At 73.2% G+C, this 23,350-nt stretch carries 21 protein-coding genes; 10 read left to right on the top strand and 11 right to left on the bottom strand.

The window, feature by feature from the left end; all coding sequences use genetic code 11:
- Positions 1 to 38: 38 nt before the first annotated feature.
- From ctaC to JIG38_RS13060, 3 genes are read left to right on the top strand one after another with little or no spacing between them, the layout of a single operon-like run.
- Positions 39 to 920: an aa3-type cytochrome oxidase subunit II gene (ctaC, locus tag JIG38_RS13070; protein ID WP_199424250.1), complete on the top strand. Its 882-nt coding sequence runs from the start codon at positions 39 to 41 to the stop codon at positions 918 to 920.
- On the top strand, positions 920 to 2,761 hold the full coding sequence (ctaD, locus tag JIG38_RS13065; protein ID WP_233404941.1) for an aa3-type cytochrome oxidase subunit I: 1,842 nt from the start codon (positions 920 to 922) through the stop codon (positions 2,759 to 2,761). The genes ctaC and ctaD overlap by 1 nt, the downstream gene beginning before the upstream one ends.
- A complete protein-coding gene (locus JIG38_RS13060) occupies positions 2,758 to 3,156 on the top strand; it encodes a cytochrome c oxidase subunit 4 (protein ID WP_199424249.1) in 399 nt (132 codons plus the stop codon). Before ctaD ends, JIG38_RS13060 begins: the two co-directional genes overlap by 4 nt.
- 87 nt (positions 3,157 to 3,243) lie before the next feature.
- On the opposite strand, the gene JIG38_RS13055 is transcribed toward JIG38_RS13060, so the two are convergent.
- The 6 genes from JIG38_RS13055 to ctaE form a co-directional block, all read right to left on the bottom strand.
- Positions 3,244 to 3,978 (bottom strand): 2-phosphosulfolactate phosphatase, encoded by a 735-nt coding sequence (locus JIG38_RS13055; protein ID WP_199424248.1) that lies wholly within the window; start codon positions 3,976 to 3,978, stop codon positions 3,244 to 3,246.
- Between the two features lie 110 nt (positions 3,979 to 4,088).
- Positions 4,089 to 4,712, bottom strand: a complete 624-nt coding sequence (locus JIG38_RS13050; RefSeq protein ID WP_199424247.1) for a superoxide dismutase — start codon at positions 4,710 to 4,712, stop codon at positions 4,089 to 4,091.
- Positions 4,713 to 4,871: 159 nt separating this feature from the next.
- Positions 4,872 to 6,620 (bottom strand): cytochrome bc1 complex cytochrome b subunit, encoded by a 1,749-nt coding sequence (gene qcrB, locus JIG38_RS13045; RefSeq protein WP_199424246.1) that lies wholly within the window; start codon positions 6,618 to 6,620, stop codon positions 4,872 to 4,874.
- Positions 6,617 to 7,645 carry a cytochrome bc1 complex Rieske iron-sulfur subunit gene (qcrA, locus tag JIG38_RS13040; protein ID WP_199424245.1) on the bottom strand — a complete coding sequence of 343 codons (1,029 nt, stop codon included), beginning with the start codon at positions 7,643 to 7,645 and terminating at the stop codon, positions 6,617 to 6,619. Before qcrA ends, qcrB begins: the two co-directional genes overlap by 4 nt.
- On the bottom strand, positions 7,642 to 8,421 hold the full coding sequence (gene qcrC, locus JIG38_RS13035) for a cytochrome bc1 complex diheme cytochrome c subunit (protein ID WP_199424244.1): 780 nt from the start codon (positions 8,419 to 8,421) through the stop codon (positions 7,642 to 7,644). The genes qcrA and qcrC overlap by 4 nt, the downstream gene beginning before the upstream one ends.
- A 100-nt stretch (positions 8,422 to 8,521) precedes the next feature.
- The gene (ctaE, locus tag JIG38_RS13030; RefSeq protein WP_199424243.1) at positions 8,522 to 9,160 is read right to left on the bottom strand and encodes an aa3-type cytochrome oxidase subunit III; all 639 of its coding nucleotides are present in this window, start codon (positions 9,158 to 9,160) and stop codon (positions 8,522 to 8,524) included.
- 196 nt (positions 9,161 to 9,356) lie between these two features.
- Between ctaE and JIG38_RS13025 the strand changes: the two genes are divergently transcribed.
- Complete coding sequence (locus tag JIG38_RS13025) at positions 9,357 to 9,809, top strand: hypothetical protein (RefSeq protein ID WP_233404940.1); 453 nt, start codon at positions 9,357 to 9,359, stop codon at positions 9,807 to 9,809.
- 13 nt (positions 9,810 to 9,822) lie between these two features.
- Complete coding sequence (gene trpD / locus JIG38_RS13020) at positions 9,823 to 10,890, top strand: anthranilate phosphoribosyltransferase (protein WP_199424242.1); 1,068 nt, start codon at positions 9,823 to 9,825, stop codon at positions 10,888 to 10,890.
- A gap of 18 nt (positions 10,891 to 10,908) precedes the next feature.
- Here trpD and JIG38_RS13015 read toward each other — a convergent pair whose 3' ends face one another.
- Positions 10,909 to 11,190, bottom strand: a complete 282-nt coding sequence (locus JIG38_RS13015; protein ID WP_199424241.1) for an Lrp/AsnC family transcriptional regulator — start codon at positions 11,188 to 11,190, stop codon at positions 10,909 to 10,911.
- Positions 11,191 to 11,224: 34 nt separating this feature from the next.
- Positions 11,225 to 13,282 (bottom strand): DEDD exonuclease domain-containing protein, encoded by a 2,058-nt coding sequence (locus JIG38_RS13010; protein ID WP_199424240.1) that lies wholly within the window; start codon positions 13,280 to 13,282, stop codon positions 11,225 to 11,227.
- Positions 13,283 to 13,393: 111 nt separating this feature from the next.
- Between JIG38_RS13010 and JIG38_RS13005 the strand changes: the two genes are divergently transcribed.
- A complete protein-coding gene (locus JIG38_RS13005; RefSeq protein WP_199424289.1) occupies positions 13,394 to 13,726 on the top strand; it encodes a hypothetical protein in 333 nt (110 codons plus the stop codon).
- 142 nt (positions 13,727 to 13,868) lie between these two features.
- On the opposite strand, the gene JIG38_RS13000 is transcribed toward JIG38_RS13005, so the two are convergent.
- Positions 13,869 to 15,686, bottom strand: coding sequence for an AMP-dependent synthetase/ligase (locus tag JIG38_RS13000; protein WP_199424239.1), 1,818 nt, complete (start codon positions 15,684 to 15,686; stop codon positions 13,869 to 13,871).
- 162 nt (positions 15,687 to 15,848) lie between these two features.
- On the opposite strand from JIG38_RS13000, the gene JIG38_RS12995 reads away from it, so the two are divergent.
- Positions 15,849 to 16,793 carry an ROK family glucokinase gene (locus JIG38_RS12995; RefSeq protein WP_199424238.1) on the top strand — a complete coding sequence of 315 codons (945 nt, stop codon included), beginning with the start codon at positions 15,849 to 15,851 and terminating at the stop codon, positions 16,791 to 16,793.
- A 32-nt stretch (positions 16,794 to 16,825) separates the two neighbouring features.
- Here JIG38_RS12995 and JIG38_RS12990 read toward each other — a convergent pair whose 3' ends face one another.
- Positions 16,826 to 17,593, bottom strand: coding sequence for a hypothetical protein (locus tag JIG38_RS12990; protein WP_199424237.1), 768 nt, complete (start codon positions 17,591 to 17,593; stop codon positions 16,826 to 16,828).
- Between the two features lie 79 nt (positions 17,594 to 17,672).
- Here JIG38_RS12990 and JIG38_RS12985 point away from each other — a divergent pair, with 79 nt between their 5' ends.
- The 3 genes from JIG38_RS12985 to JIG38_RS12975 all read left to right on the top strand — a co-directional run bounded on the left by JIG38_RS12985 (position 17,673) and on the right by JIG38_RS12975 (position 21,146).
- On the top strand, positions 17,673 to 18,455 hold the full coding sequence (locus tag JIG38_RS12985; protein ID WP_199424236.1) for a lysophospholipid acyltransferase family protein: 783 nt from the start codon (positions 17,673 to 17,675) through the stop codon (positions 18,453 to 18,455).
- Between the two features lie 121 nt (positions 18,456 to 18,576).
- Positions 18,577 to 19,797 (top strand): pyrophosphate--fructose-6-phosphate 1-phosphotransferase, encoded by a 1,221-nt coding sequence (locus tag JIG38_RS12980; RefSeq protein ID WP_199424235.1) that lies wholly within the window; start codon positions 18,577 to 18,579, stop codon positions 19,795 to 19,797.
- The gene (locus JIG38_RS12975; protein ID WP_199424234.1) at positions 19,794 to 21,146 is read left to right on the top strand and encodes a class II 3-deoxy-7-phosphoheptulonate synthase; all 1,353 of its coding nucleotides are present in this window, start codon (positions 19,794 to 19,796) and stop codon (positions 21,144 to 21,146) included. Before JIG38_RS12980 ends, JIG38_RS12975 begins: the two co-directional genes overlap by 4 nt.
- A gap of 156 nt (positions 21,147 to 21,302) precedes the next feature.
- Here JIG38_RS12975 and pknB read toward each other — a convergent pair whose 3' ends face one another.
- Complete coding sequence (gene pknB / locus JIG38_RS12970) at positions 21,303 to 23,321, bottom strand: Stk1 family PASTA domain-containing Ser/Thr kinase (protein WP_199424233.1); 2,019 nt, start codon at positions 23,319 to 23,321, stop codon at positions 21,303 to 21,305.
- Positions 23,322 to 23,350 lie beyond the last annotated feature (29 nt).

Genomic DNA, 23,350 nt, shown 5'->3' with positions numbered 1-23,350 from the left:
TGGTGCGGACCGGGGACGCATGACTGGAGAGGCACCCCTTGGACGTGCAACACCCCCGTCGACGCCGAGGCGTCGCCCGTGCCTCGGCGCTCGCCGCCGCGGTGGCGCTGGTCGCGACCGGCTGCTCCGCGGAGGCCCAGCGGGGCTTCCTCCCCGGGGCGGAGGACGGCGAAGAGGTCACCAACATGACCGAGCGCATCACGACCCTGTGGACCGGGTCGTGGATCGCCGCACTGGTCGTCGGCCTCATCACGTGGGGCCTCATCCTCTGGTGCGTCGCGGTCTACCGGAAGCGTCGCGACGACGACACGCTGCCCGTGCAGCTCCGGTACCACGTGCCGCTCGAGATCATGTACGTGATCCTGCCCGTGCTCATGATCGGCGTCCTGTACTTCTACACGGAGCGGGACACCGCGGCGATCGACGACATCAGCGCGACGCCCGACGTCACGGTCGAGGTCGTGGGCAAGCAGTGGAGCTGGGACTTCAACTACCTCGACGACGACGTCTACGACACGGGTCAGCACGTCATCGACGTCGGCGAGCCCGGCAACCCCGAGCAGCTCCCGACGCTGTACCTGCCGGTCGACGAGCGGGTCGAGATCCAGCTCTCCGCGCGCGACGTCGTGCACTCGTTCTGGGTCCCCGCGTTCCTCTACAAGCGCGACATGATCCCCGGCCGCCCGAACGTCTTCCAGGTCGTCCCGACCCACGAGGGCGTCTACGCCGGCAAGTGCGCCGAGTTCTGCGGCGAGTTCCACTCCGGGATGCTCTTCAACGTCGCCGTCGTCTCCCGCGAGGAGTACGACGCGCACATGGAGGAGCTGCGCGAGGCCGGCCAGACCGGCGCGCTCGACTCCTCCCTCGATCGCACGCAGAACCGCGGCGACGACAACGCGATCCCGAGCGGGGAGGGCTGATGGCCGCCGTTGCGGAGACGATCCCGGGCCTGGCGCCGCGCCGCCAGACCCTGGGTCGCACGGTGATCAAGTGGATCACCTCGACCGACCACAAGACGATCGGGTACCTCTACCTCATCTCGTCGTTCTTCTTCTTCTGCATCGCGGGGCTCATGGCCCTCGTGATCCGGGCCGAGCTCTTCGAGCCGGGCATCCAGATCGTGCAGAGCAAGGAGCAGTACAACCAGCTCTTCACGATGCACGGCACGATCATGCTGCTGCTCTTCGCGACGCCGCTGTTCGCGGGCTTCGCGAACGTCATCATGCCGCTGCAGATCGGCGCGCCCGACGTCGCCTTCCCGCGCCTGAACATGCTCGCGTACTGGTTCTACCTGTTCGGCGGGATCATCGCGGTCTCGGGCTTCTTCACGCCGCAGGGCGCCGCGTCGTTCGGCTGGTTCGCCTACACACCGCTGTCGACGACGACGTACTCGCCAGGGCTCGGTGGTGACCTGTGGGTCTTCGGGCTCGCGCTCGGTGGCTTCGGCACGATTCTCGGCGCGGTGAACTTCATCACCACGATCCTCACCATGCGTGCGCCCGGCATGACGATGTTCCGGATGCCGATCTTCACCTGGAACACCCTGGTGACGAGCCTGCTCGTGCTCATGGCCTTCCCGCCCCTGGCGGCCGCGCTCTTCGCGCTCGGCGCGGACCGGCGGCTCGGGTCGCAGGTCTTCAACCCCGAGCACGGCGGCGCCATCCTGTGGCAGCACCTGTTCTGGTTCTTCGGCCACCCCGAGGTCTACATCATCGCGCTGCCGTTCTTCGGCATCGTGTCGGAGATCTTCCCGGTGTTCAGCCGCAAGCCGATCTTCGGCTACAAGGGCCTCGTCTACGCCACGATCGCGATCGCGGCCCTGTCGGTCACCGTCTGGGCGCACCACATGTACGTCACCGGCGCCGTGCTGCTGCCGTTCTTCGCGCTCATGACGATGCTCATCGCGGTGCCGACCGGCGTGAAGTTCTTCAACTGGATCGGCACGATGTGGCGCGGCAAGCTCACGTTCGAGACGCCGATGCTGTGGTCGATCGGCTTCCTCGTGACGTTCCTCTTCGGCGGCCTGACCGGCATCATCCTGTCGAGCCCCGCGCTGGACTTCCACGTCTCGGACACGTACTTCGTCGTCGCGCACTTCCACTACGTCGTGTTCGGCACGGTCGTGTTCGCGATGTTCGCCGGGTTCTACTTCTGGTGGCCGAAGTTCACGGGTCGCATGCTCGACGAGCGGCTCGGCAAGATCCACTTCTGGCTGCTGTTCTTCGGCTTCCACGCGACGTTCCTCATCCAGCACTGGCTGGGCGCGATGGGCATGCCGCGGCGCTACGCCGACTACATGCCCGAGGACGGCTTCACCTGGATGAACCAGGTGTCGACCGTCGGCTCGATGGTCCTCGCGGCCTCGACGCTGCCGTTCCTGTGGAACGTCTACGTGACGTGGCGCAAGGCGCCCAAGGTCACGGTCGACGACCCGTGGGGCTACGGCAACTCGCTCGAGTGGGCCACGTCCTGCCCGCCGCCGCGGCACAACTTCACGTCGCTGCCGCGCATCCGCTCCGAGCGTCCCGCGTTCGACCTGCACCACCCCGAGGTCGCCGCCATGGACCACGTGGAGCCCGACGCCGGCGTGCTGGACTGGGAGGCCGACCGTCGCGGCGAGGTGTCTCTCGCGGCCGAGCGGCTCGCGACGGGTGACGCGGAGCCCGAGCAGTCCTCCGCGACCATCGTGGACGAGGGTCGTCGCCCCGAGCCGGGCGACGACGTGGACGGCGGCGACGCCCGGGACGAGGACGGCCGATGAAGATCGAGACGAAGCTCTTCCTGCTGCTGGTGCCCTTCTTCCTCGTCTGCGCCCTCGTCTACGGGTGGTGGAGCGACTGGGAGTCGGTCGGCACGGCGGGCCTGCTGCTCGTGGCGGGTCTCGTCGCGATGATCGGCGGGTACCTGGCCCTCCTCGCGCGCCGCATCGACGCGCGGCCCGAGGACGACCCCTACGCCGACGTCGAGCAGGGCGCGGGCGACCAGGGCGTGTTCAGCCCTTGGAGCTGGTGGCCGCTGGTCCTCGCGCTCGGGGCCGCGGTCTCGTTCGCGTCGCTCGCCATCGGCTGGTGGCTCCTCGCGATCGGCGCCTTCATCGGGATCATCGGCCTCGTCGGCTGGGTCTTCGAGTTCTCCCGCGGGCAGCACGCCCACTGACGGACCCGACGGCCACGTCCGTCACCACGACGCCCGTCCGCCCTCCGGGGCGGGCGGGCCTCGTCGCGTGGGGAGGGTGCGACCGCGTCAGGCGGGCGCGAAGACCCCGTCGTGCAGCACGGGGACGGCGCGGCTCGCGTCGGCCTCGGCCGCGATCGCGACGTCGGCGGCGAAGCCCGCGGCGTCGAGCTCGCGGCCGCTCGCGCAGGCGCCCAGTGCGGCGGCGACGCGGCCGGCGACGGCCCCGTGCGAGCGCCGCGCGACGTCCGCCTCGGGGGACGGGTCGTAGCCCGCGCGCGCGAGGGCGTCCACGACGGCGCCTGCGCCCCAGAGGTCCTCGACGGCGGGGCGCAGGCCCCCGTCCGGCCACCGCTCGCCCGCGGGCACCACGGCGACGACGCCAGGGGTCTGCGTCGCGACCCACTCCGCCACCGCCGACGCGTTCCGCAGGCACGCGCCCACGACGACGCAGCCCGCCAGCGCCAGGGCAGCGCTGATCGCGGACCCGTTCGGTGACGGCAGCACGAGCGTTTCGACCGGCGGTGCGACGCGCAGCGACGCGGGCGAGAGGCTCGGACGGCCGTCACGGGCCTCGCGGCCCGACGCGACGACGCCGCCGTGCCGGGCCGCCAGCGCCGCGGCGTCACCCCGGACGTCGCAGGGCACGACGCGGGTGCCGAGGTCGGCGGCCACCGAGAGCGTCGTCGTGAACGAGAGGACGTCGACGACGACGGCCACGTCGGCCCGGCCCGCCACCTCGCGGGCGCCGGTGAGGCCCCACTCGAGCCGGAGGTCCCAGGGCGTCTGCCGGTGCGCGTCCACGGCCCCCTGTCTAGCAGAAGCCCTCCAGGGGCGGTGGTGGGCTCCGGGACGCCCACGGGCGCGGCGCGCCGCAGCACGCCGCGCCCGTCGGACGCTCCGGGGGGAGCAGGTCAGGGGACGATGAGGCCCGAGGTCTGCGAGCGTGCGCGCTCGAAGCGCGCACCCGCGTCGGCCCAGCTGACGATGTTCCACCACGCCTTGACGTAGTCCGCCTTGACGTTGACGTAGTCGAGGTAGAAGGCGTGCTCCCACATGTCGAGCAGGACGATCGGCACGATGCCCAGCGGGATGTTGCCCTGCTGGTCGTAGAGCTGGAAGATGCCCAGCTTCTGGCCGACCGAGTCCCACGCGAGGATCGCCCAGCCGGAGCCCTGGATGCCCACGGCCGTGGCGGCGAAGTGCGCCTGGAAGGCGTCGAACGAGCCGAAGAACTCGTCGATCGCGGCGGCGAGCTCGCCCACGGGACGGTCGCCGCCCTCGGGGGACAGGTTGGCCCAGAACGCCGAGTGGTTGACGTGGCCGCCGAGGTTGAACGCGAGGTTCTTCTCGTGCAGGTTGACGGCCGCGAAGTCGCCCTTCTCGCGCGCCTCCGCGAGCTTCTCGAGCGCCGTGTTGGCACCCGTCACGTAGGCGGCGTGGTGCTTGTCGTGGTGCAGCTCCATGATGCGCCCCGAGATGTGGGGCTCGAGCGCCGCGTAGTCGTACGGGAGATCGGGCAGGGTGTAGTCAGCCATGAAGCTGCTCCTCCGGTCGGGTCGCTGTCGCGACGGCTCGTACTGCTGGTCGGATCAGGACTGCGGGTCGTGCGGCAGGACGTCGTGAACGGGACCGGGCTCGCCCCGCGGCGCGCGAGCGCTGCGTGACGAGCCCGGGATGCCCACTCTGGTCGATCGTCAGTGGTCCTGCACGGGGGGACGGGGGTTCTCGCCCTCGTCGGGGAGCGGGGCACCGGTGACGGCGTGACGCCCGCCGCCCGAGCCGGCACCGATCTCGCGGGCCTCGTGGTCCGCCGCCGGGAGGGCGTCGTGCTCGCCGTGCGAGTGCGCGGCAGCCAGCTCGGCAGGCGTGACCGGCTCGACCCGGTCCTCGTAGAAGAAGCGCGAGACCCGGGCGCGCAGCGCGTCGGCGCGGTAGCCCTTGCGGCGCACGCCACGCGCGTCCTCGGCCGGCAGGAGCTCCAGCGGCCGACGCGGCTCGTGGTGCACCCGGATCCACCGCTCGTACTCGTCGAGGGGCTTGTGCACCTCGATGTACTCGCCGTTGGCGAAGCGCACGATGCGTCCGGTCTCGTGCCCGTGGAGCACCAGCTCGCGGTCCTTGCGCTGCAGGCCGAGGCAGATGCGCTTCGTGGCCCAGAACGCGACGAACGGCAGGACGAGCACCAGCACGCGGAACACGTTCGTGATGTCGTTGATCGACAGCGCGAAGTGCGTCGCGATGAGGTCGTTCGAGCCCGCGAGGATGAGGATGAAGAACGCCGTGAGGATCGCGACACCGGTCGCCGTGCGGACCGGCGCGTTGCGCGGGCGGTCGAGCACGTGGTGCTCGCGCTTGTCGCCGGTGGCCCACGCCTCGATGAAGGGGTACAGCGCGAGGAGCGTGAACAGGATGCCCGGGACGACCATCGCGGGGATGAGCACGTTGAGCGGCAGGGTGTAGCCGCCGATCACCCACTCCGTGCCTTGGCCGGGCATCATGCGGAGCGCGCCCTCGAGGAAGAGCATGTACCAGTCGGGCTGGGCGCCGGCCGAGACGGGCGACGGGTCGTAGGGCCCGTAGTTCCACACCGGGTTGATGCTCATCGTGCCGCCCATGAGGGCGAGGACGCCGAACACCACGAAGAAGAAGCCACCCGCCTTCGCGACGTACACGGGGAAGAGCGGGAACCCGACGACGTTGCGCTCGGTGCGCCCCGGCCCGGGGAAGTGGGTGTGCTTGTGGAGCACCACGAAGAACAGGTGCAGACCGATGAGGGCCAGGATGAGGCCCGGCACCAGCAGGATGTGGACGGTGAAGAGCCGCGGGATGATGTGCTCGCCCGGGAACTCGCCGCCGAAGAGGAAGTACGACGTGTAGCTGCCGATGATCGGGATCGACTTCACGACCCCGTCGGTGATGCGCAGGCCGTTGCCCGAGAGCACGTCGTCCGGCAGCGAGTAGCCGGTGAAGCCCGCGGCGAGGCCGAGGATCATGAGCACGAAGCCCACGAGCCAGTTGACCTCGCGCGGCTTACGGAAGGCGCCGGTGAAGAAGACGCGCATCATGTGCGTGACGATCGAGGCCATGAAGAGCAGCGCCGACCAGTGGTGGATCTGCCGCATGAGCAGACCGCCGGTCACCTCGAACGACAGGTCGAGCGTGGAGGCGAACGCCTCGGACATCTCGACGCCGTTCATCGGCGCGAAGGGGCCCTCGTACGTGACCAGGCCCATGCTCGGCACGAAGAACAGGGTGAGGAACACGCCCGTGATGAGGAGCACCACGAACGAGTAGAGGGCGATCTCGCCCAGGAGGAAGGACCAGTGGTCCGGGAAGATCTTCCGCGCGAAGTTCTTCACGGCCAGGCTGATGCCGGTGCGCTGGTCGAGGTAGTCGGCCGCGCCACCTGCGGCGCGCTGCGCCGCCGTCGTCGGTGTGCTCACTTCAACCGCTCCCAGTAGCTCGGGCCGATCGGCTCGTTGAAGTCGCTCTGCGCGACCAGGTAGCCCTCGTCGTCGACCGTGATCGGCAGCTGGGGCAGGGGCCGGCTCGCCGGCCCGAAGACCACCCGCGCCTCGTTCGCCATGTCGAACGTCGACTGGTGGCAGGGGCACAGGAGGTGGTGCGTCTGCTGCTCGTAGAGGGCCACGGGGCAGCCGACGTGCGTGCAGATCTTCGAGTAGGCGACGATCCCGTCGTAGGACCAGTCGCGGCGCTCCTCGCGCTCGGTGAGGTCGGCCGGGTCGAGGCGGACCATGAGCACGACGGCCTTGGCCTTCTCCTCGATCCAGTGCTCCTCGTCGCGCAGGCCCTCCGGGATGACGTGGAACACCGACCCGATGGTGACCTCGGACGCCTTGATCGGCTCGCCCGAGGGGTCGCGGGCGAGCCGGCGGCCCGCGCGCCACACGGTGTGGCGGAACTTGGAGACGTTCCAGTCGCCGCCGACCTCGCCGATGAGCGGCACCGCGATGCTCAGGGGCGCCAGGGCGAGCGCGGTGACGACCGCGCCCTTGAGCACGCCGCGCCGGGCGATGCCCGAGTCCGCCACGCCCTCCTCGAGGGTCGCGACGGCCGCGGCGCGGACCTCGGCGTCCTGGCGCTGCGGGTGGCGCGGCTCCTGACGCTCGTGGTCGGACATGAGCACCTTGGCCCAGTGGACCGCGGCGATGCCGATGCTGAACATCGCGAGGAAGAGCGTGAGCCCGAGCAGCAGGTTCGACAGCCGCATGCTCGCGATCGACTCGCCGGGCGGGAACGCGAAGTAGGCGACGAGGAAGCCGATCGTGCCGAGCACGGAGAGGCCGAACAGCGCGACGACCTGGCGCTCGCCCTTCTTGTCCGCAGCCGGGTCGACGTCGGCCATCCGCTCGCGGTGCGGCGGGAGGCCGGGGTTCTCGAACCGCTCGGGCAGCGCCGAGCCGTCGCGCCGGACCTCGAGCCCGGTCGAGCTGTTGTCGGTGGTCATGAGGACTTCGCTCCGATCCAGACCGCGCAGCCGATGAGCAGGCCGATGCCGACGACCCAGACCCACAGGCCCTCGGCCACGGGGCCGATCGCGCCGAGGTCGGTGCCGCCGGGGCTGCCGGCCTTCTGCTCCTCGAGGAAGGCGATGATGTCCTGCTTCTCGTCGGGGGAGAGGTTCGCGTCGTTGAACACGGGCATCGACTGCGGCCCGGTGACCATCGCCTCGTAGATCTGCGTGGGCGTGCTGTTGGTCAGCGACGGGGCGTACTTGCCCTCGGACAGGGCGCCGCCCTTGCCGATCGAGCCGTGGCACATCGCGCAGTTGGTGCGGAACAGGGCCATGCCGTTCGCCGCGTCGCCGCCGGCCGGGTCGACCTGCTCGGGGGCGGGGATCGCCGGCCCGGGGCCGAGCGACGCGACGTACGCCGCGAGCTGCGCGATCTGCTCCTCGTCGAACTGCGGCGGCTTCGCCTGCGCCTGCGGGCCGTTCGCCTGCATGGGCATGCGGCCCGTGGAGACCTGGAAGTCGACGGACGCGGCGCCGACGCCGACGAGCGACGGGACGCCCTCGCGTCCCTCGGCGGACGGGCCGTGGCACGTCGCGCAGTTGGCCTGGAAGAGCGCCTCACCCGCCTCGACGTCGGACTCGTCCGGGGCGGCGGCACCGGCGGCGCTCGGGGCGAGGGCGGCGTACAGGCCCCCGGTGACGAGCAGCGCCAGCAGGAGCAGGACCACCGGGGCGAGCCGGTGGTTCCTGCGGGCGGCGATGGCCTTCACGAAGCGGTCCTCATCTCGTCGGTGCACGTCGGCGGTGCGTCTGCGCTGGTGGTCCTGTACCCACTACCCGCCGGGAGGCCCCGGCGGATGCAGGCGGGCGTCATCGGATCAGGTAGATCGCGCCGAAGAGCGCGATCCACACGACGTCGACGAAGTGCCAGTAGTAGGAGGTGACGATCGCCGTCGTCGCCTCGTGGTGGCCGAACCGCTTCGCGGCGAACGAGCGGCCGAGGAGGGCGAGGAACGCGATGAGGCCGCCGACGACGTGCAGGCCGTGGAAGCCGGTCGTCAGGAAGAAGACCGAGCCGTACGGGCTCGAGGAGATCGTCAGACCCTCGTGCGCGAGCTCGGCGTACTCGTAGACCTGGCCGCCGATGAAGGTCGCGCCCATGAGGTAGGTGAGCGTCATCCACTCGTTCATGCCCCAGCGGTTCACCTGGAGCAGGCTGCCGGTGCGGGTCGGCTGGAACCGCTCCGCGGCCCACACGCCCATCTGGCACGTGATGGAGCTGAGCACGAGGACGATGGTGTTCGCCGTCGCGAAGGTCAGGTTGAGCTTCGCGGTCTCCTCGGTCCAGAGCTCGGGCAGCGTCGAGCGGATCGTGAAGTACATCGCGAAGAGCCCCGCGAAGAACATCAGCTCGCTCGCGAGCCACACGATCGTCCCGACCGAGACGGGGTTCGGTCGGTTGACGCTCAGGTGCGGGCGCGTGACAGGGGCAGCCGTTGCGGTTGACACCCCGTCATTATGGCCGACGCGCGGCGGACATGGGTCCAAAGGCCCGGGTCGGCACGACACGAGTCGATCACAGTGCCGCCGGGTCGCCGCCGCTCGGGCGGCGCGTGCCTCCACGTCGCGTCCGCACCGTCTGCACAGGACGTGCCAAGATGCGGTGGTGCCAGGCGGCACGCGACGCGAGGACGGGTGAGGACTCATGGCCACGACCGGGCAGCACGACGGCGACGAGTGGGAGGTCGCCGACCGCGCGGACGCCCCGACGACGTTGCGCGTCCTGCTCTACAGCGACCACGTCGAGACCCGCGAGCAGGTCAAGCTCGCCGTGGGCCGCCGGATCTCCAAGGACCTGCCGCCCGTCGAGTGGGTCGAGGTCGCGACGCCCGACATGGCGATCACGACCGTGGACGCCGGAGGGCTCGACCTGCTCGTGCTCGACGGCGAGGCGGGCAAGGCCGGCGGCATCGGCCTGTGCCGCCAGGTCAAGGACGAGGTCTACCGGTGCCCCCCGGTGCTCGTGCTCATCGCGCGTCCTCAGGACGCGTGGCTCGCGTCGTGGGCGCAGCCCGACGCCGTCGTCTCGCGCCCGCTGGACCCGATCGAGCTGCAGCAGGCCGTCGCCGGGCTGCTGCGCACCGCCCGCGCGGCGTGACCCGGGGGACGGTGTGACGACGGGGCCCGACACGACCGCGACCACCTGGCCGCGCCTGCTCACCCGGCTCGTCGCCGGGACCGACCTCGAGCCGGCCGACGCGCGCTGGGCGATGGACCAGGTGATGAGCGGCTCCGCGAGCCCGGTGCAGCTGGCCGGGTTCCTCGTCGCGCTGCGGTCGAAGGGCGAGACGGTCGAGGAGCTCACGGCGCTCGTCGAGGTGATGCTCCAGCACGCGCGACGCATCAGCGTCCCCGGGCGTGCGGTCGACATCGTCGGCACGGGTGGCGACATGATGCACACCGTCAACATCTCGACCATGGCGTCGCTCGTGGTCGCGGGTGCGGGGGTCCGCGTCGTCAAGCACGGCAACCGCGCCGCGTCGTCGTCGACCGGCGGGGCGGACGTGCTCGAGGCGCTCGGCGTGCGGCTCGACCAGTCGCCCGAGCGCGTCGCTGCCCTCGCGGGCGAGGTGGGCATCACCTTCTGCTTCGCGCAGGTCTTCCACCCGTCCATGCGGCACGCCGCGACGGCCCGCAGCGGCCTCGGCGTGCCGACGATCTTCAACTTCCTGGGCCCGCTGACGAACCCGGCGCAGCCGGCCGCCGCGGCGATCGGGGTGCCCGACGCGCGGATGGCGGGCCTCATGGCGGGAGTGCTCGCCGCGCGCGGGACGTCGGCGCTCGTCTTCCGCGGGCACGAGGGTCTCGACGAGCTCGCCGCGACCGGCCGGGCCGACGTCTGGTGGGTGCGGGACGGCGAGGTCGAGCGCACGGAGCTGGACCCGACGGGCGAGCTCGGGCTCGACGCGATCGCCGTCGGCGACCTCCGCGGGGGTGACGCCGCGTCGAACGCGGGTGTCGTCCGGCGCGTGCTCGAGGGCGAGCAGGGGCCGGTCCGGCAGACCGTCCTGCTCAACGCCGCGGCGGCGCTCGTCGCGGACGGCACGCTCGAGGGCACCGGGAGCGGGACGCTCGTCGAGCGCCTGCGGGCGGGCCTGGGCCTCGCGGCGGCGTCCGTCGACTCGGGGAGCGCCGCGGCCGTGCTCGGCCGCTGGGTCGAGGCCTCGAGCCGGTCCTGACGGCGCGCGACCGACGCGTCAGTCGCCCAGCCCGAGGTCGAACGCCGCCTCGAGGTCGTGCTGCGAGTACGCGCGGAACGCGATGTAGGTCTGCGTGCGCAGCACGCCGTCGACCTTGCTGATGCGGTCCGCGATGACGTCGGCGAGCTGCTCGTGCTCGCGCACGCGGACCATGGCGATGAGGTCGACCTCACCGGTGACCGAGTAGACCTCGCTCACGCCGGCCACCTCCGCCACCTCGGTCGCGATCTCGGGGATGCGGGCCGGTTCGGCGTCGATCATGACGACGGCGGTGAGCATGCGCGTGCCTCTCCCTTGGTGCGGTGACGACCCATCATGCCCCCACGCCGCGCTGCCGCGTAGCCGGGTCGAGGGGGTGGCCCGTGACGTCGTGGGGCGGCGCCCAGCCCTCGGCCCCGGCCGTGCCGGCGGTGCGTGCGAGGGCGTCCGCCTCGTCGAACGGCCCGGCCCCGCCCTCGGCGTCGTCGGCGCGGAGCGGTGCCACGCCCCACGTGCGGGGCGCCGGCACCAGGGTCGGCAGGGGCGCGTCGAGCGCAGCGGTGGTCGTCCGGGCGAGGTCACCGGCCGCCTGCGCGGCCGAGACCGCGGCGGCGGTCGCTCCCGGCGTGCGGAACGCCTCCGCTCCGTGCACCGGGCACGCCCAGCCCTCGTCGACCTCGACGAGGCGCACGCCGGGCTGCTCGAGCCAGTCGAGGACGAGGTCGGTCTCCTCGGGGTGCGCGGCCGAGGCGGGCAGCACGGGTGCGGGGACGTGCTCCGCCGTCGCGACGAGCGCGCCGATCGCCGGACGGGGGTCGGCGCACGGCGGGGTCGCCGTCGTCGACGAGAGGCGGCCGTGGCGGACGACCGCGACCTCCCAGCCGCCGCCGTCGCGGGGCCGTGCGGCGACGAGCTGGGCGTGCGCCGCGGCGCGGCGGGACCGCTGGGCCCGGGCGGCCCCCCGCAGGAACGCCGCGAGCTGGTCCCGCCAGGCGGCGGCCTCCTCGAAGCGCTCGGCCGCGGTCAGCGCGGCGATCCGGGCCGCGTGCACGCGGACGACGGGGCCGGGGTCGCCGAGCATCGCGTCGCGCACGGCCGCGACGACCTCGCCGTAGGCCTGCTCGTCCTGGCCGCCCGTGCACGGCGCGCCGCAGCGACCCATGCCGGCCAGCGCGCACGGGCTGGCCGCCGGGTCGGCGACCCGCGGCAGCCGCGGGGTGCACTGGCGCACGGGGAACGTCGCGTGCAGCGCGTCGAGCGCCTGCTGGGCCGCCGCGCGGCTCGCGAAGGGCCCGATGTGCGCCTCGGCCTCGCCCGGTCGCGGGCCGCCGTCGGCGCGCACCTCGCGGACGACCGACAGGCGCGGGTAGGGCTCGACCGTCAGGCGGACCCAGGGCATGCGCTCGGGAGAGCGCGAGCGGCGGTTGTAGCGCGGCGAGTGCTCCGCGATGAGCCGGAGCTCGCGCACCCGGGCCTCGAGCACGGTGCCGCAGACGATCGGGACCACCTGCTCGGCGAGCCCGACCATCTCGTTCATGCGGCGGCGGTGCTCGGCGGCGGTGAAGTAGCTGCGCACGCGGGTGCGCAGCGAGGTCGCGGTCCCGACGTAGAGGATCTCGCCGCGCGCGTCGCGGAACTGGTAGACGCCCGGCGCGTCCGGCAGCCCGTCCGCGAGGTGGCGCTTGCGGCGGCGCGCGGCGGGCACCGGGTCCGCCGCCGTCGCCAGGTCCTCGAGGTGCGTGACGCCCAGCGGGCCGAGCCGCCCGAGGAGGGCGTGGAGCACGTCCACGGTCGCGCGGGCGTCGGACAGCGCGCGGTGGTCGGGCGTGACCGTCGCACGGAAGTACCCGGCGAGCGTCGAGAGCTTGTGGTTGGGCACCTCGTCGCGCGTCACCGCGCGCCGCGCGAGGGCGACGGTGTCGACGACCTGGTGCGCGGGCCACGCGTAGCCGTGCTCGGCCGCCGCGGCCTTGAGGAAGCCGATGTCGAACCCGGCGTTGTGGGCGACCAGCACCGAGCCGCGCGCGAACTCCAGGAAGCTGGGCAGCACCTCTCCGATGCGGGGCGCGCCGCGCACCATCGACGTCGTGATCCCGGTGAGCGCCGCGATGAACGCGGGCACGGGACCGCCGGGGTCGACGAGGGTCTGGAACTCGCCCAGCACCTCGCCGCCGCGCACCTTGACGGCGCCGATCTCGGTGATGGCAGACGTCGCCGGCGTGCCGCCCGTGGTCTCGAGGTCGACGACCACGAACGTCACCTGCGCGAGCGGCGTCCCGACGGCGTCGAGCGTGAGCTGGACACCGGGCCCCGAGGGGACGGGACCGCGCCCGCCGACGGCCGTGGCACCCGGCAGCCCGGCGAAGGGCGTCGAGCGCGGGACCAGGTGCATGGCGAGGACGGTAGGCCGGGGCACCGACACGACGGGTCGCGCAACGCCGGTCGAGCGGCCGGACGTGCCGGACGGCCGGTCGTGTCGGAGGTCGGTCGTAGCGTCCGGGGCATGATCATCGACTGCGGGACCTGCACGGTGCGCGGGGACGCGTGCGCCGACTGCGTGGTGACCTTCCTGACCATCCCGGTGCGCGCGGCGACCGCCGACGAGGCGCACGGCCGCGACGCCCCTGCGCACGGAGCAGTGCCGTCGGTGTCGGCCGCCGTGTCGTCCGGCGGCGCGCCCGCCGTCGCCACGGCGTCGTCGGCGGCGGCGGCGGCAGGGGCCCCCGGGCGACCGGGTGCCGGGGGAGTGGACCTCGACGACGCCGAGCGCGCGGCGATCGCGGTGCTCGCCGGCCAGGGACTCGTCCCCCCGCTGCGCCTGGTGCGCGCGGTCTGACGCCGTCGGGCGGGCACGCGCCCGGCGCGCCCGGGCTTGGAAGGCACGACACGCGACGGCGGTGCCGGTCGAGGTGACCGGCACCGCCGTCGTGGTCCCGCGCGTGGCGGTTCGTGCCGCCCTCAGCTGGCTCCCGCGGACCTCAGTGGTGCGACTCCTGCGCGGCGCCCGCGTACAGCGCCTCGATCTCGGCGGTGAAGTCGGCGATGACCTTGGCGCGCTTCACCTTGAGCGACGGCGTGAGGTAGTCGTTCGCCACCGTGAAGTCGCTCGTGAGGACCGTGTACTTGCGGATCGACTCCGCGCGGGACACGGCCGAGTTGGCGCGCTCGACGGCACGGTCGAGCGCGGCGCGGACGTCGGGGTGGGTGGCCGCGGCCGTGACGTCCATCTCGGGCAGGCCGTGCGTCGAGAGCCACCCCGGCAGGGACTCGGCGTCGAGCGTCACGAGGGCGCCGATGAACGGCTTCTGGTCCCCGACGACGACGACCTGGCTCACGAGCGGGTGGCCGCGCAGGCGGTCCTCGAGCACCGCGGGCGCGACGTTCTTGCCGCCGGCGGTGACGATGATCTCCTTCTTGCGCCCGGTGATCCGCAGGTACCCGTCGGAGTCCATGGAGCCCAGGTCGCCGGAGCGGAACCAGCCGTCGACGAACGCGTCGGCGGTCGCCTGGGCGTTGTTGTGGTAGCCGACGAAGACGCCGTCGCCCTTGATGAGGATCTCGCCGTCGTCGGCCACGCGGACGGCGAGGCCGGGCAGCGGCGGGCCGACCGTGCCGATCTTCACGGCGTCGGGGACGCTCACGGTCGCGGGCGCGGTGGTCTCGGTGAGGCCGTAGCCCTCGAGCACGTTGAGGCCGACGCCGCGGTAGAAGTGCCCGAGCCGCTCGCCGAGGGGCGCGCCGCCCGAGATGGCCCACTGCGCGTCGCCGCCGAGCGCCGCGCGGATCTTCCCGAGCACGAGGACGTCGGCGACCTTGTGCTGCAGCCGCAGCCACGGGCTCGGGCCGCCCTTCTGGTCGAGCGCGCGCGAGTAGACGATCGCCGTCTTGGCAGCGCGCTGGAAGATCGCGCTCTTGCCGCCCGCCGCGGCCTTCTGCTCCGAGGAGTTGTAGACCTTCTCGAACACGCGCGGGACCGACAGGATGAAGGTCGGCTTGAAGGAGCCGAGGTCCGCGACGAGCGTCTTGGTGTCGGGCGCGTGACCGAGGATCGCTCCCGCCGGGATGATGAGCACCTCGATGAACCGCGCGAACACGTGGGCGAGCGGCATGAAGAGCAGGGTGCGGGACCCGGGCGGGCACACCTCGCCGAGCCGTGCGACGGCGTTGCGGGTCAGCGAGACGAAGTTCGCGTGCGTCAGCTCGGCGCCCTTGGGGCGTCCCGTGGTGCCGGACGTGTAGATGATCGTCGCGACGTCGGAGCCCTGGGCGATCGCGCGCCGACGCACGATCTCCTCGTCGGGCACGGCCGCGCCCGCGTGCGTGAGCGCGGCGACGGCACCGTCGTCGAGCACGAGCACGTCCTGGAGCGCGGGGGTCTGGTCGCGCACCTCGGCCGCGGTCGCGGCCAGCGCCGCCGTCTCGACCACGAGGAGGCGCACGTCGGAGTCGGTGAGGATCCAGGCGATCTGCTCGGCGGACGAGGTCTCGTACAGCGGCACGGGGACGGCGCCCGCCGCCCACACGGCGAAGTCGAGGAGCGTCCACTCGTAGCGCGTGCGGCTCATGATGCCGACGTGGTCACCCGGCTGGATCCCGCGGGCGACCAGTCCCTTCGCCACGGCGACGACCTCGGCCTCGAACTCACGCGCGGAGATCGGGATCCACGGGCCGTCGGGCGTCGTCTTGTGCTCGATGAGCGTCGCGTCGGGGCGGTCGGCCACACGTGCGGCGAGCAGGGTGTTGAGGTTGTCGGACGGGGACACCTCGACGAGGCGGGGGGAGCGGAACTCGTCCATGCTGACTCCAGTGGCAGACGGATGGTGCTGACGACCCTATCGATTCCCCGGTCGAGGGCGGTGCAGGTCCGGTCGTCCTGCATCCGAACGTGTGAGGATCGGTAGCCTGCACCGACGCGCCCGGCACGGGCACGTCCCCACTCCCAGTCAGCAAGGACGGACATGTACGCGATCGGTGTGGACATCGGCGGCACGAAGATCGCCGCGGGTGTGGTGGACGAGGACGGCGTCATCCTCGCCAAGGCGAAGCGCAAGACCGCGGCACGCGATGCGGCCGAGATCGACCGGGCCGTCGCCGACCTCTACACCGAGCTCGCCGCGCAGTACGAGGTGAGCGCGCTGGGCGTCGCGGCGGCGGGCTTCATCGGCTCCGACCGCGCGACGGCGCTCTTCGGAGCGAACATCGCCTGGCGCGACTACCCCCTGCGCGACCGCATCGCCGAGCTCGTGGCCGACGACGTCCGCATCGTCGTCGAGAACGATGCCAACGCGGCGGGCTGGGCCGAGTTCCAGTTCGGCGTGGGGCGCGACGTCGACGACATGCTGCTGCTGACCGTGGGCACGGGCCTCGGGGGCGCGCTGGTCGTCGGCGGACGCCTCGTGCGCGGTGCCTGGGGTGTCGCGGCCGAGGTCGGCCACCTGCGCGTCGTGCCGCAGGGCCACCAGTGCGGCTGCGGCCTGCACGGGTGCTGGGAGCAGTACGCGTCCGGCAGCGCGCTCGTGCGCGAGGCGCGCGCCGCCGCCGCGGCCCACCCGTCCCGGGCGACGCGGCTCGTCGAGCTCGCCGACGGCCGCCCGGACAAGGTGAGCGGCCCCTCGGTGACGCAGGCGGCCAAGGAGGGCGACCCGCTGTCGATCGAGCTCCTCGCCGAGCTGGGCCGCTGGATCGGCGAGGGGTCGGCGTCCGTCGCCGCGCTGCTCGACCCGGCGCTCGTCGTCATCGGCGGCGGCGTCGGTGCGGCCGGCGACCTGCTCCTCGAGCCGGCGCGCGCCGCCTATCTCAGCCAGCTCTCCGGCCGGGGCTTCCGGCCCGAGGCGCGCATCGAGCTCGCCGCGATGGGCAACGACGCGGGCATCGTGGGCGCGGCGGACCTCGCGCGCCTCTGACCGGCACCGCCGGCGGCGGGCCTTCGTCGGCGTCAGACCACGGCGCCCGGCCCCGCGTCGTCGTCGCGCCGGTGCGGCATGCGCCACAGGAGCAGGGCGATGGCGCCGACGAAGGCGACGCCGGCGACGCGGAGGACGACCGACGGCATGTCGCGCCAGACGACGACCGCGACCAGGAGCAGCACGGGGACGCCGACGGTCGCGATCCAGGCCATCGTGAGCAGCGGGTCGCCGCCGAGCACCGGTCCCGGGTCGGGCGGCTGGAAGTGGTCCTCGGCCTCCTCGACGTCGGGGTCGGGCGACCACGCCCGCGGACCCGTCGGCGTGGGTGGCTGCGCGGGGCGCACGGTGCGCGCGCCGGGGGCCTGCGCCCGGGGGAGCGCGGACGGCGGCTCGGGGGGCAGGTCGGTCGCCCTGCGCCGCGGCGGGCCGGCGGGCGGGGCCGTCCCGAGGTCGCCGAGCTCGGCCACGATGGCGCGCCACCGGGCGTCGATGTCGACGTCGGCCTCGGACAGCGGTCCGGTCGCGGGTGTCCCCGGCCCGGCGTCGCCGTCGTCGGCGGAGGCCCGCGGTGCCGGCAGCGCGGCGTCCGACGGCGCGTCCGCGGCGACGGCGTCCGCGTCGCCGGCGAGGTCGGGGCCGGGCTCGCCGGAGCCGGCCGCGTGCTCCTCGCCGGGGTGCTGGTCGTCCCCGTGCCCGCCTGCCGGCGGCTCGGCCGGACCCGGCGTCGCGCCGACGGGCGGGTCGCCGTCCCCCGGCCTCGCCGAGGGCTCGTCGGCGTCGTGCGGACGTCCAGCCATGCAGAGCACTCTAGAGTGGGGACGCTGCGCGCGGGTCGCGCGGGCGCCGCAGCGGAGGTGACGCTTGTTCTACTGGCTGATGAAGCACATCGCGGCCGGACCGCTCCTGCACGGGATGTTCCGTCCGTGGGTGCGTGGCCTGGAGAACGTCCCCGCGGAGGGGGGCGCGATCCTCGCGAGCAACCACCTCGCGGTGATCGACTCGTTCGTGCTGCCGCTCGTGCTCTCCCGGAAGATCCGGTTCATCGGCAAGTCCGAATACTTCACCGGGACCGGCATCAAGGGCCGGCTCAAGGCGGGCTTCTTCCGCGGTGTCGGGACCATCCCGGTGGACCGCGGCGGCGGCAAGGCGAGCGAGGCGGCGCTGCGCACGGGCCTCGCGGTGCTCGAGTCCGGCAACCTCTTCGGCATCTACCCGGAGGGCACGCGCAGCCCCGACGGGCGCCTGTACCGCGGCAAGACGGGCGTCGCGCGCCTCGCGCTGGAGTCGGGCGTGCCGGTGATCCCGGTCGCGATGATCGACACCGACCGCGCCCAGCCCCTCGGCACCGTCATCCCGAAGCCCATCCAGATCGGCATCGTCATCGGCGAGCCGCTCGACTTCAGCCGCTACAAGGGCATGGAGAACGACCGGTTCATCCTGCGGTCGGTGACGGACGAGATCATGTACGCGCTCATGAGCCTCTCGGGCCAGGAGTACGTGGACATCTACGCGGCGACCGCGAAGGCCCGGATCGCCGCAGGCCACGGGACCGACGCGGGCCCCGCGGAGGTGGGTCCGCCCGCTCCCGGCGGTCGCCCGGCCCCCGACGTCCAGGTTCCGGTCCCGCCCCAGGACGAGACGCCGCCGTCAGTAGGATGACGCGGTCGCAGGCGCCCGGTCAGGACCCAGGGCCCCTCGTCGTGCGGTCGGTCGCCCCGATGCTTGCGGGGGTCGTCCGACCCTGAGCTTGATCTGCATCCAACGAGAGGTGTGTCCCGAGATGTCGGTTCGTCGTGTCGCCCTGCTGACCGCCGGTGGCTTCGCCCCCTGCCTGTCCTCCGCCGTCGGAGGCCTCATCGAGCGGTACACGGAGATCGCGCCCGAGATCGAGATCATCGCCTACCAGCACGGCTACCACGGCCTGCTCACGGGCACGAAGGTCGTCGTCGACGACGAGGCGCGGGCCAAGGCCGGCATCCTGCACCGCTTCGGCGGCAGCCCGATCGGCAACTCGCGCGTCAAGCTCACCAACGCCAAGGACTGCGTCAAGCGCGGCCTCGTCCAGGAGGGCCAGGACCCGCTGCACGTCGCGGCCGAGCAGCTCAAGGCCGACGGCGTCGACGTCCTGCACACGATCGGCGGCGACGACACCAACACGACGGCCGCGGACCTCGCCGCGTACCTGCACGAGAACGGCTACGAGCTCACCGTCGTGGGCCTGCCGAAGACGATCGACAACGACGTCGTGCCGATCAAGCAGTCGCTCGGTGCCTGGACGGCGGCCGAGGAGGCTGCCGGGTTCGCGCGCAACATCATCGGCGAGCACCGCTCGGGCAACCGCATGCTCATCGTCCACGAGGTCATGGGGCGCCACTGCGGCTGGCTCACGGCGGCGGCGGCGGCGGAGTACCGCCGGTGGCTGGACACGCAGGAGTGGGTGCCGAGCATCGGCCTGTCGCGCGAGCGCTGGGACGTGCACGCGGTCTTCCTGCCCGAGCTGGCGATCGACCTCGACGCCGAGGCCGCGCGCCTGCGCGAGGTCATGGACACGGTCGGCAACGTGAACATCTTCCTGTCCGAGGGCGCGGGGATGCACGAGATCGTGGCGCAGCTCGAGGCCGCGGGCGAGGAGGTCCAGCGCGACCCGTTCGGCCACGTCAAGCTCGACACGATCAACCCGGGGCAGTGGTTCGCGAAGCAGTTCGCGGAGAAGCTGGGCGCCGAGAAGACGATGGTCCAGAAGTCCGGCTACTACTCGCGCGCCGCGGCGGCGAACGCCGAGGACCTGCGCCTCATCAAGTCGATGACGGACTATGCGGTGGAGTGCGCCCTGCGCGGGGAGTCGGGCGTCATCGGGCACGACGAGGAGAACGGCGACCGCCTCGCGGCGATCGCGTTCCCGCGCATCGCGGGCGGCAAGGCGTTCGACGTCACCGTGCCGTGGTTCGGCGCGCTGCTCGAGGGCATCGGCCAGCCCCTCGTCCCGGGCGGGCATCAGTGAGCGTCGCGCCGGACCCGGCGCTCGTCGCCGGGCTCGACGCGTGGCGCTCCCTGCCCGCGCGTCAGCAGCCGCACTGGCCCGACGCGGACGCCGTCGCCGTGGCGACCGGCGAGCTCTCGACCCTGCCGCCGCTCGTCTTCGCGGGCGAGGCGGACGTGCTCACGGCGCGCCTCGCCGCGGCCGGGCGGGGCGAGGCGTTCCTGCTCCAGGGGGGCGACTGCGCCGAGACGTTCGCCGAGGCGACGGCCGACAACATCCGCAACAAGATCAAGACGATCCTGCAGATGGCCGTCGTGCTCACGTACGGCGCGAGCCTGCCGGTCATCAAGATGGGCCGGATGGCGGGGCAGTACGCCAAGCCGCGCAGCTCGGACGACGAGACGCGCGAGGGCGTGACGCTCCCGGCCTACCGCGGCGACGCGATCAACGGGCACCCGTTCACGCCCGAGGCGCGCATCCCGGACCCGCAGCGGCTGCTCGCCGCGTACCACCGCTCGTCCGCGACGCTCAACCTCATCCGCGCGTTCACCACCGGGGGCTTCGCGGACCTGCGCCGCGTGCACGAGTGGAACCGCGGGTTCCTCGACAACAAGGCGTACTCGCGCTACGAGGAGACCGCGGCGCAGATCGACCGCGCCATCCGGTTCATGGCCGCGTGCGGCGCGGACTTCGACGCGCTGCGCACGGTCGAGTTCTTCTCGAGCCACGAGGCGCTCCTGCTCGACTACGAGCGCGCGCTCACGCGGATCGACTCGCGCACGGGCACGGCGTACGACTGCTCGGCGCACTTCCTGTGGATCGGGGAGCGCACCCGGCAGCTCGACGGCGCGCACGTCGACTTCCTCTCGCGCGTGCGCAACCCCATCGGCGTCAAGCTCGGGCCGACGACGTCGCCCGACGACGCCCTCGCGCTCATGGACCGCCTCAACCCCGCGGACATCCCGGGTCGGCTCACGTTCATCACGCGCATGGGTGCGGGCCGGATCCGCGACGCGCTGCCCGCGCTCGTGGAGAAGGTCCACGCGTCCGGGCGGCCCGTGACGTGGGTGTGCGACCCGATGCACGGCAACACGATCACGTCCGCGAGCGGGTACAAGACCCGGCGCCTCGAGGACGTCCTCGACGAGGTGCGTGGGTTCTTCGAGGTGCACCACGCGGCGGGCACCGTGCCCGGCGGCCTGCACATCGAGCTCACGGGCGACGACGTCACCGAGGTGCTCGGCGGCAGCGAGGAGATCGACGACGCCGGCCTCGCGCGGCGCTACGAGACGCTCGTCGACCCGCGGCTCAACCACCAGCAGTCGCTCGAGATGGCGTTCCAGGTCGCGGAGATGATCCGCGGCGCCTGAGCCCCGCTCGGTGCGACGACGTCGGGCCCCCCCCCCCCACCGGGCGGGGGGGGGCCCGCGGCCCCGCCGGGGGGGGAGGCGCCCCCGGGGGGGCGCGCCGCGGGCCCCCCCCCCCCGCGCGGGGGGGGGGGCCCGACGCGCGTACGAGCGGGGCGGTCAGACGACCCGGAGGGTGATGGTGCTGCCGACGGGCGCCATCGTGCCGGCGGCGACGTCCTGGCTGTGGACGGTGCCGAAGAGCCCGCCCAGCACGTTCTCCTTCGCGACCACGAAGCCCAGGCCCTCGAGCGTCGCCTTCGCGGCCGAGAACTGCTGGCCGAAGACGTTCGGCACCTCCACCAGCGGCGGGCCCTGCGACACCGTGATCGTGATGACGTCGAGGCGGAACGCCTGGCTGTCCGGCGCGAGGCTCTGGGCCATGACCGTGCCGGCGGGGTACTCCGTCGAGAAGTCCGCGGCCTCGGCGACGTTGAGACCCGTGTCGGCGAGCTGCTGGATCGCGACCTCACGGGTCGCACCGAGCACGCTGATGACCGTCACGGGCTCACGGCCGTCGGAGACGGTCAGGGTGACCTCGCTGCCCACGGGGAGCTGGGTGAGCGGCTCCGCGCCCACGGCGATGACGTGGTCCAGCGGTACCTCGTCGTGGTACTCGCGGACAGGCTCGGGCACGACGAAGCCGGCGGACTCGAGGGCCGCGGTCGCGTCGGCCACCGCCAGCCCGGCGAGGCCCTCAGGGACGACCCGCAGGTCGGGGCCCTTGGAGACCACGAGCTCGACGGTGCCGTCCTTGCGCACGCGGTCGCCCTCGGCGGGCGTCGCCGAGACGACGACGTCGTCCGGGACCTGGGGGTCGAACGCCTCCGTGACCGACGCCTCGAGCTCCGCCGCCGCGAGCACGCTCTGCGCCTGGGTGAGCGGCACGCCCTCGAGGCCGCCGGGCACGGTCGTGTACGCGCCCGGGCCTGCGGCGGCGTACCACCACACGCCGCCGGCGGCGAGGCCGAGGACGAGCAGGACCGTCGCGAGGAGGCCGAGCCGGCGGCGCCTCCCGTCGGCCGGCGGCGGGTCGTCCGTGCCGTCGGGGCCGTCGACGCCGGCGCCGATGCGCAGCGCCATCGTGCGACCGAAGGGTGCGCCGTCACCCGGCGCGTCGGCGCGCGCGACGCCGTCGGCCCGGCGGGCGGCGACGTCGAGCGCCTCGGTCGCGTGCGGGTCCGGCGTCGTGGCGCCGTCCGCGTCCCCGGCCGACGCCGGCGCGTCCGCCTCGACCGTGCCCGCGGGCGTGGTCGTCGCGGCCGCGGTGCGGTCGAGCGTCGCGTCGTCGAGCGCTGCGCGCGTGCGGCGCACGAGGTCGAGGGCGGCGCGCGCGTCCGTGGGGCGCTCGTCGGGCTCGCGCGCGGCGAGCGCCTCGACGAGCTCGTCGAGCTCGGCGGGGATCCACGCCACGGCCGCCGACGGGGCCGGCACGTCGGAGTTGACGTGCTGGTAGGCGATCTGGATCGGCGTCGCGCCCGTGAACGGCTGGGCGCCCGTGAGCATCTCGTAGAGCAGGATGCCCGCGGCGTAGATGTCGGTGCGCGTGTCGCTGGCGCCGCGCGCGACGAGCTCGGGCGCGAGGTAGGCGACGGTGCCGAGCACCGTGCCCGTGGTCGTCGCCGTGACCTCGGTGACCGCGCGCGCGAGCCCGAAGTCGGCGACCTTGACGCGGCCGTCGGCCGCGAGCAGCACGTTCTCGGGCTTGATGTCGCGGTGCACGAGGCCGACGCGGTGCGCGGCGGCCAGCGCGTCGAGGACGGCCTCGAGGACGTCGAACGCGTCGCGCACGCTCAGCGGCCCGTCGCTGATGCGGCGGCGGAGGTTGGTGCCCTCGACGTACTCCATCGTGAGGTAGCTGGTCTCGCCGTCGACGCCCTGGTCGAAGACGGCGACGAGGCCGGGGTGCGTGAGGCGCGCCGCGGCGCGGGCCTCACGCCGGAAGCGGGCGACGAACTCCGCGCCGGTGCCCCCCTCGGCGAGGTGGGCGTGCATCACCTTGATGGCGACCTCGCGGTCGAGGCGGCGGTCCACGGCGAGGTACACCGTCGCCATCCCGCCGCGCGCGATCCGGGACAGCACCTCGTAGCGCCCGTCGATCAGGTGACCGAGGAGCGGGTCCGCGAGGGTGGTTGCCACGGCCGCAGTCTACGGAAGGCAGGCCCGCG

This window comes from Actinotalea solisilvae (genome assembly GCF_016464425.1).
In the GTDB taxonomy this organism is placed as follows: domain Bacteria; phylum Actinomycetota; class Actinomycetes; order Actinomycetales; family Cellulomonadaceae; genus Actinotalea; species Actinotalea solisilvae.
The sequence above is the reverse complement of the archived record's forward strand: the minus strand, read 5'-3'. Positions and strand labels throughout refer to the sequence as shown.

Bases quoted from the DNA above. Each gene is read 5' to 3' on its own strand.
- JIG38_RS13025 (WP_233404940.1), top strand. From the start codon at position 9,357: ATGGCCACGACCGGGCAGCACGACGGCGACGAGTGGGAGGTCGCCGAC.
- JIG38_RS12985 (WP_199424236.1), top strand. From the start codon at position 17,673: ATGAAGCACATCGCGGCCGGACCGCTCCTGCACGGGATGTTCCGTCCG.
- JIG38_RS12980 (WP_199424235.1), top strand. From the start codon at position 18,577: ATGTCGGTTCGTCGTGTCGCCCTGCTGACCGCCGGTGGCTTCGCCCCC.
- JIG38_RS13060 (WP_199424249.1), top strand. From the start codon at position 2,758: ATGAAGATCGAGACGAAGCTCTTCCTGCTGCTGGTGCCCTTCTTCCTC.
- JIG38_RS13015 (WP_199424241.1), bottom strand. From the start codon at position 11,190: ATGCTCACCGCCGTCGTCATGATCGACGCCGAACCGGCCCGCATCCCC.
- JIG38_RS12990 (WP_199424237.1), bottom strand. From the start codon at position 17,593: ATGGCTGGACGTCCGCACGACGCCGACGAGCCCTCGGCGAGGCCGGGG.
- ctaD (WP_233404941.1), top strand. From the start codon at position 920: ATGGCCGCCGTTGCGGAGACGATCCCGGGCCTGGCGCCGCGCCGCCAG.
- JIG38_RS13000 (WP_199424239.1), bottom strand. From the start codon at position 15,686: ATGGACGAGTTCCGCTCCCCCCGCCTCGTCGAGGTGTCCCCGTCCGAC.
- JIG38_RS13010 (WP_199424240.1), bottom strand. From the start codon at position 13,282: ATGCACCTGGTCCCGCGCTCGACGCCCTTCGCCGGGCTGCCGGGTGCC.
- JIG38_RS12995 (WP_199424238.1), top strand. From the start codon at position 15,849: ATGTACGCGATCGGTGTGGACATCGGCGGCACGAAGATCGCCGCGGGT.
- qcrA (WP_199424245.1), bottom strand. From the start codon at position 7,645: ATGACCACCGACAACAGCTCGACCGGGCTCGAGGTCCGGCGCGACGGC.
- JIG38_RS13050 (WP_199424247.1), bottom strand. From the start codon at position 4,712: ATGGCTGACTACACCCTGCCCGATCTCCCGTACGACTACGCGGCGCTC.
- JIG38_RS13005 (WP_199424289.1), top strand. From the start codon at position 13,394: ATGATCATCGACTGCGGGACCTGCACGGTGCGCGGGGACGCGTGCGCC.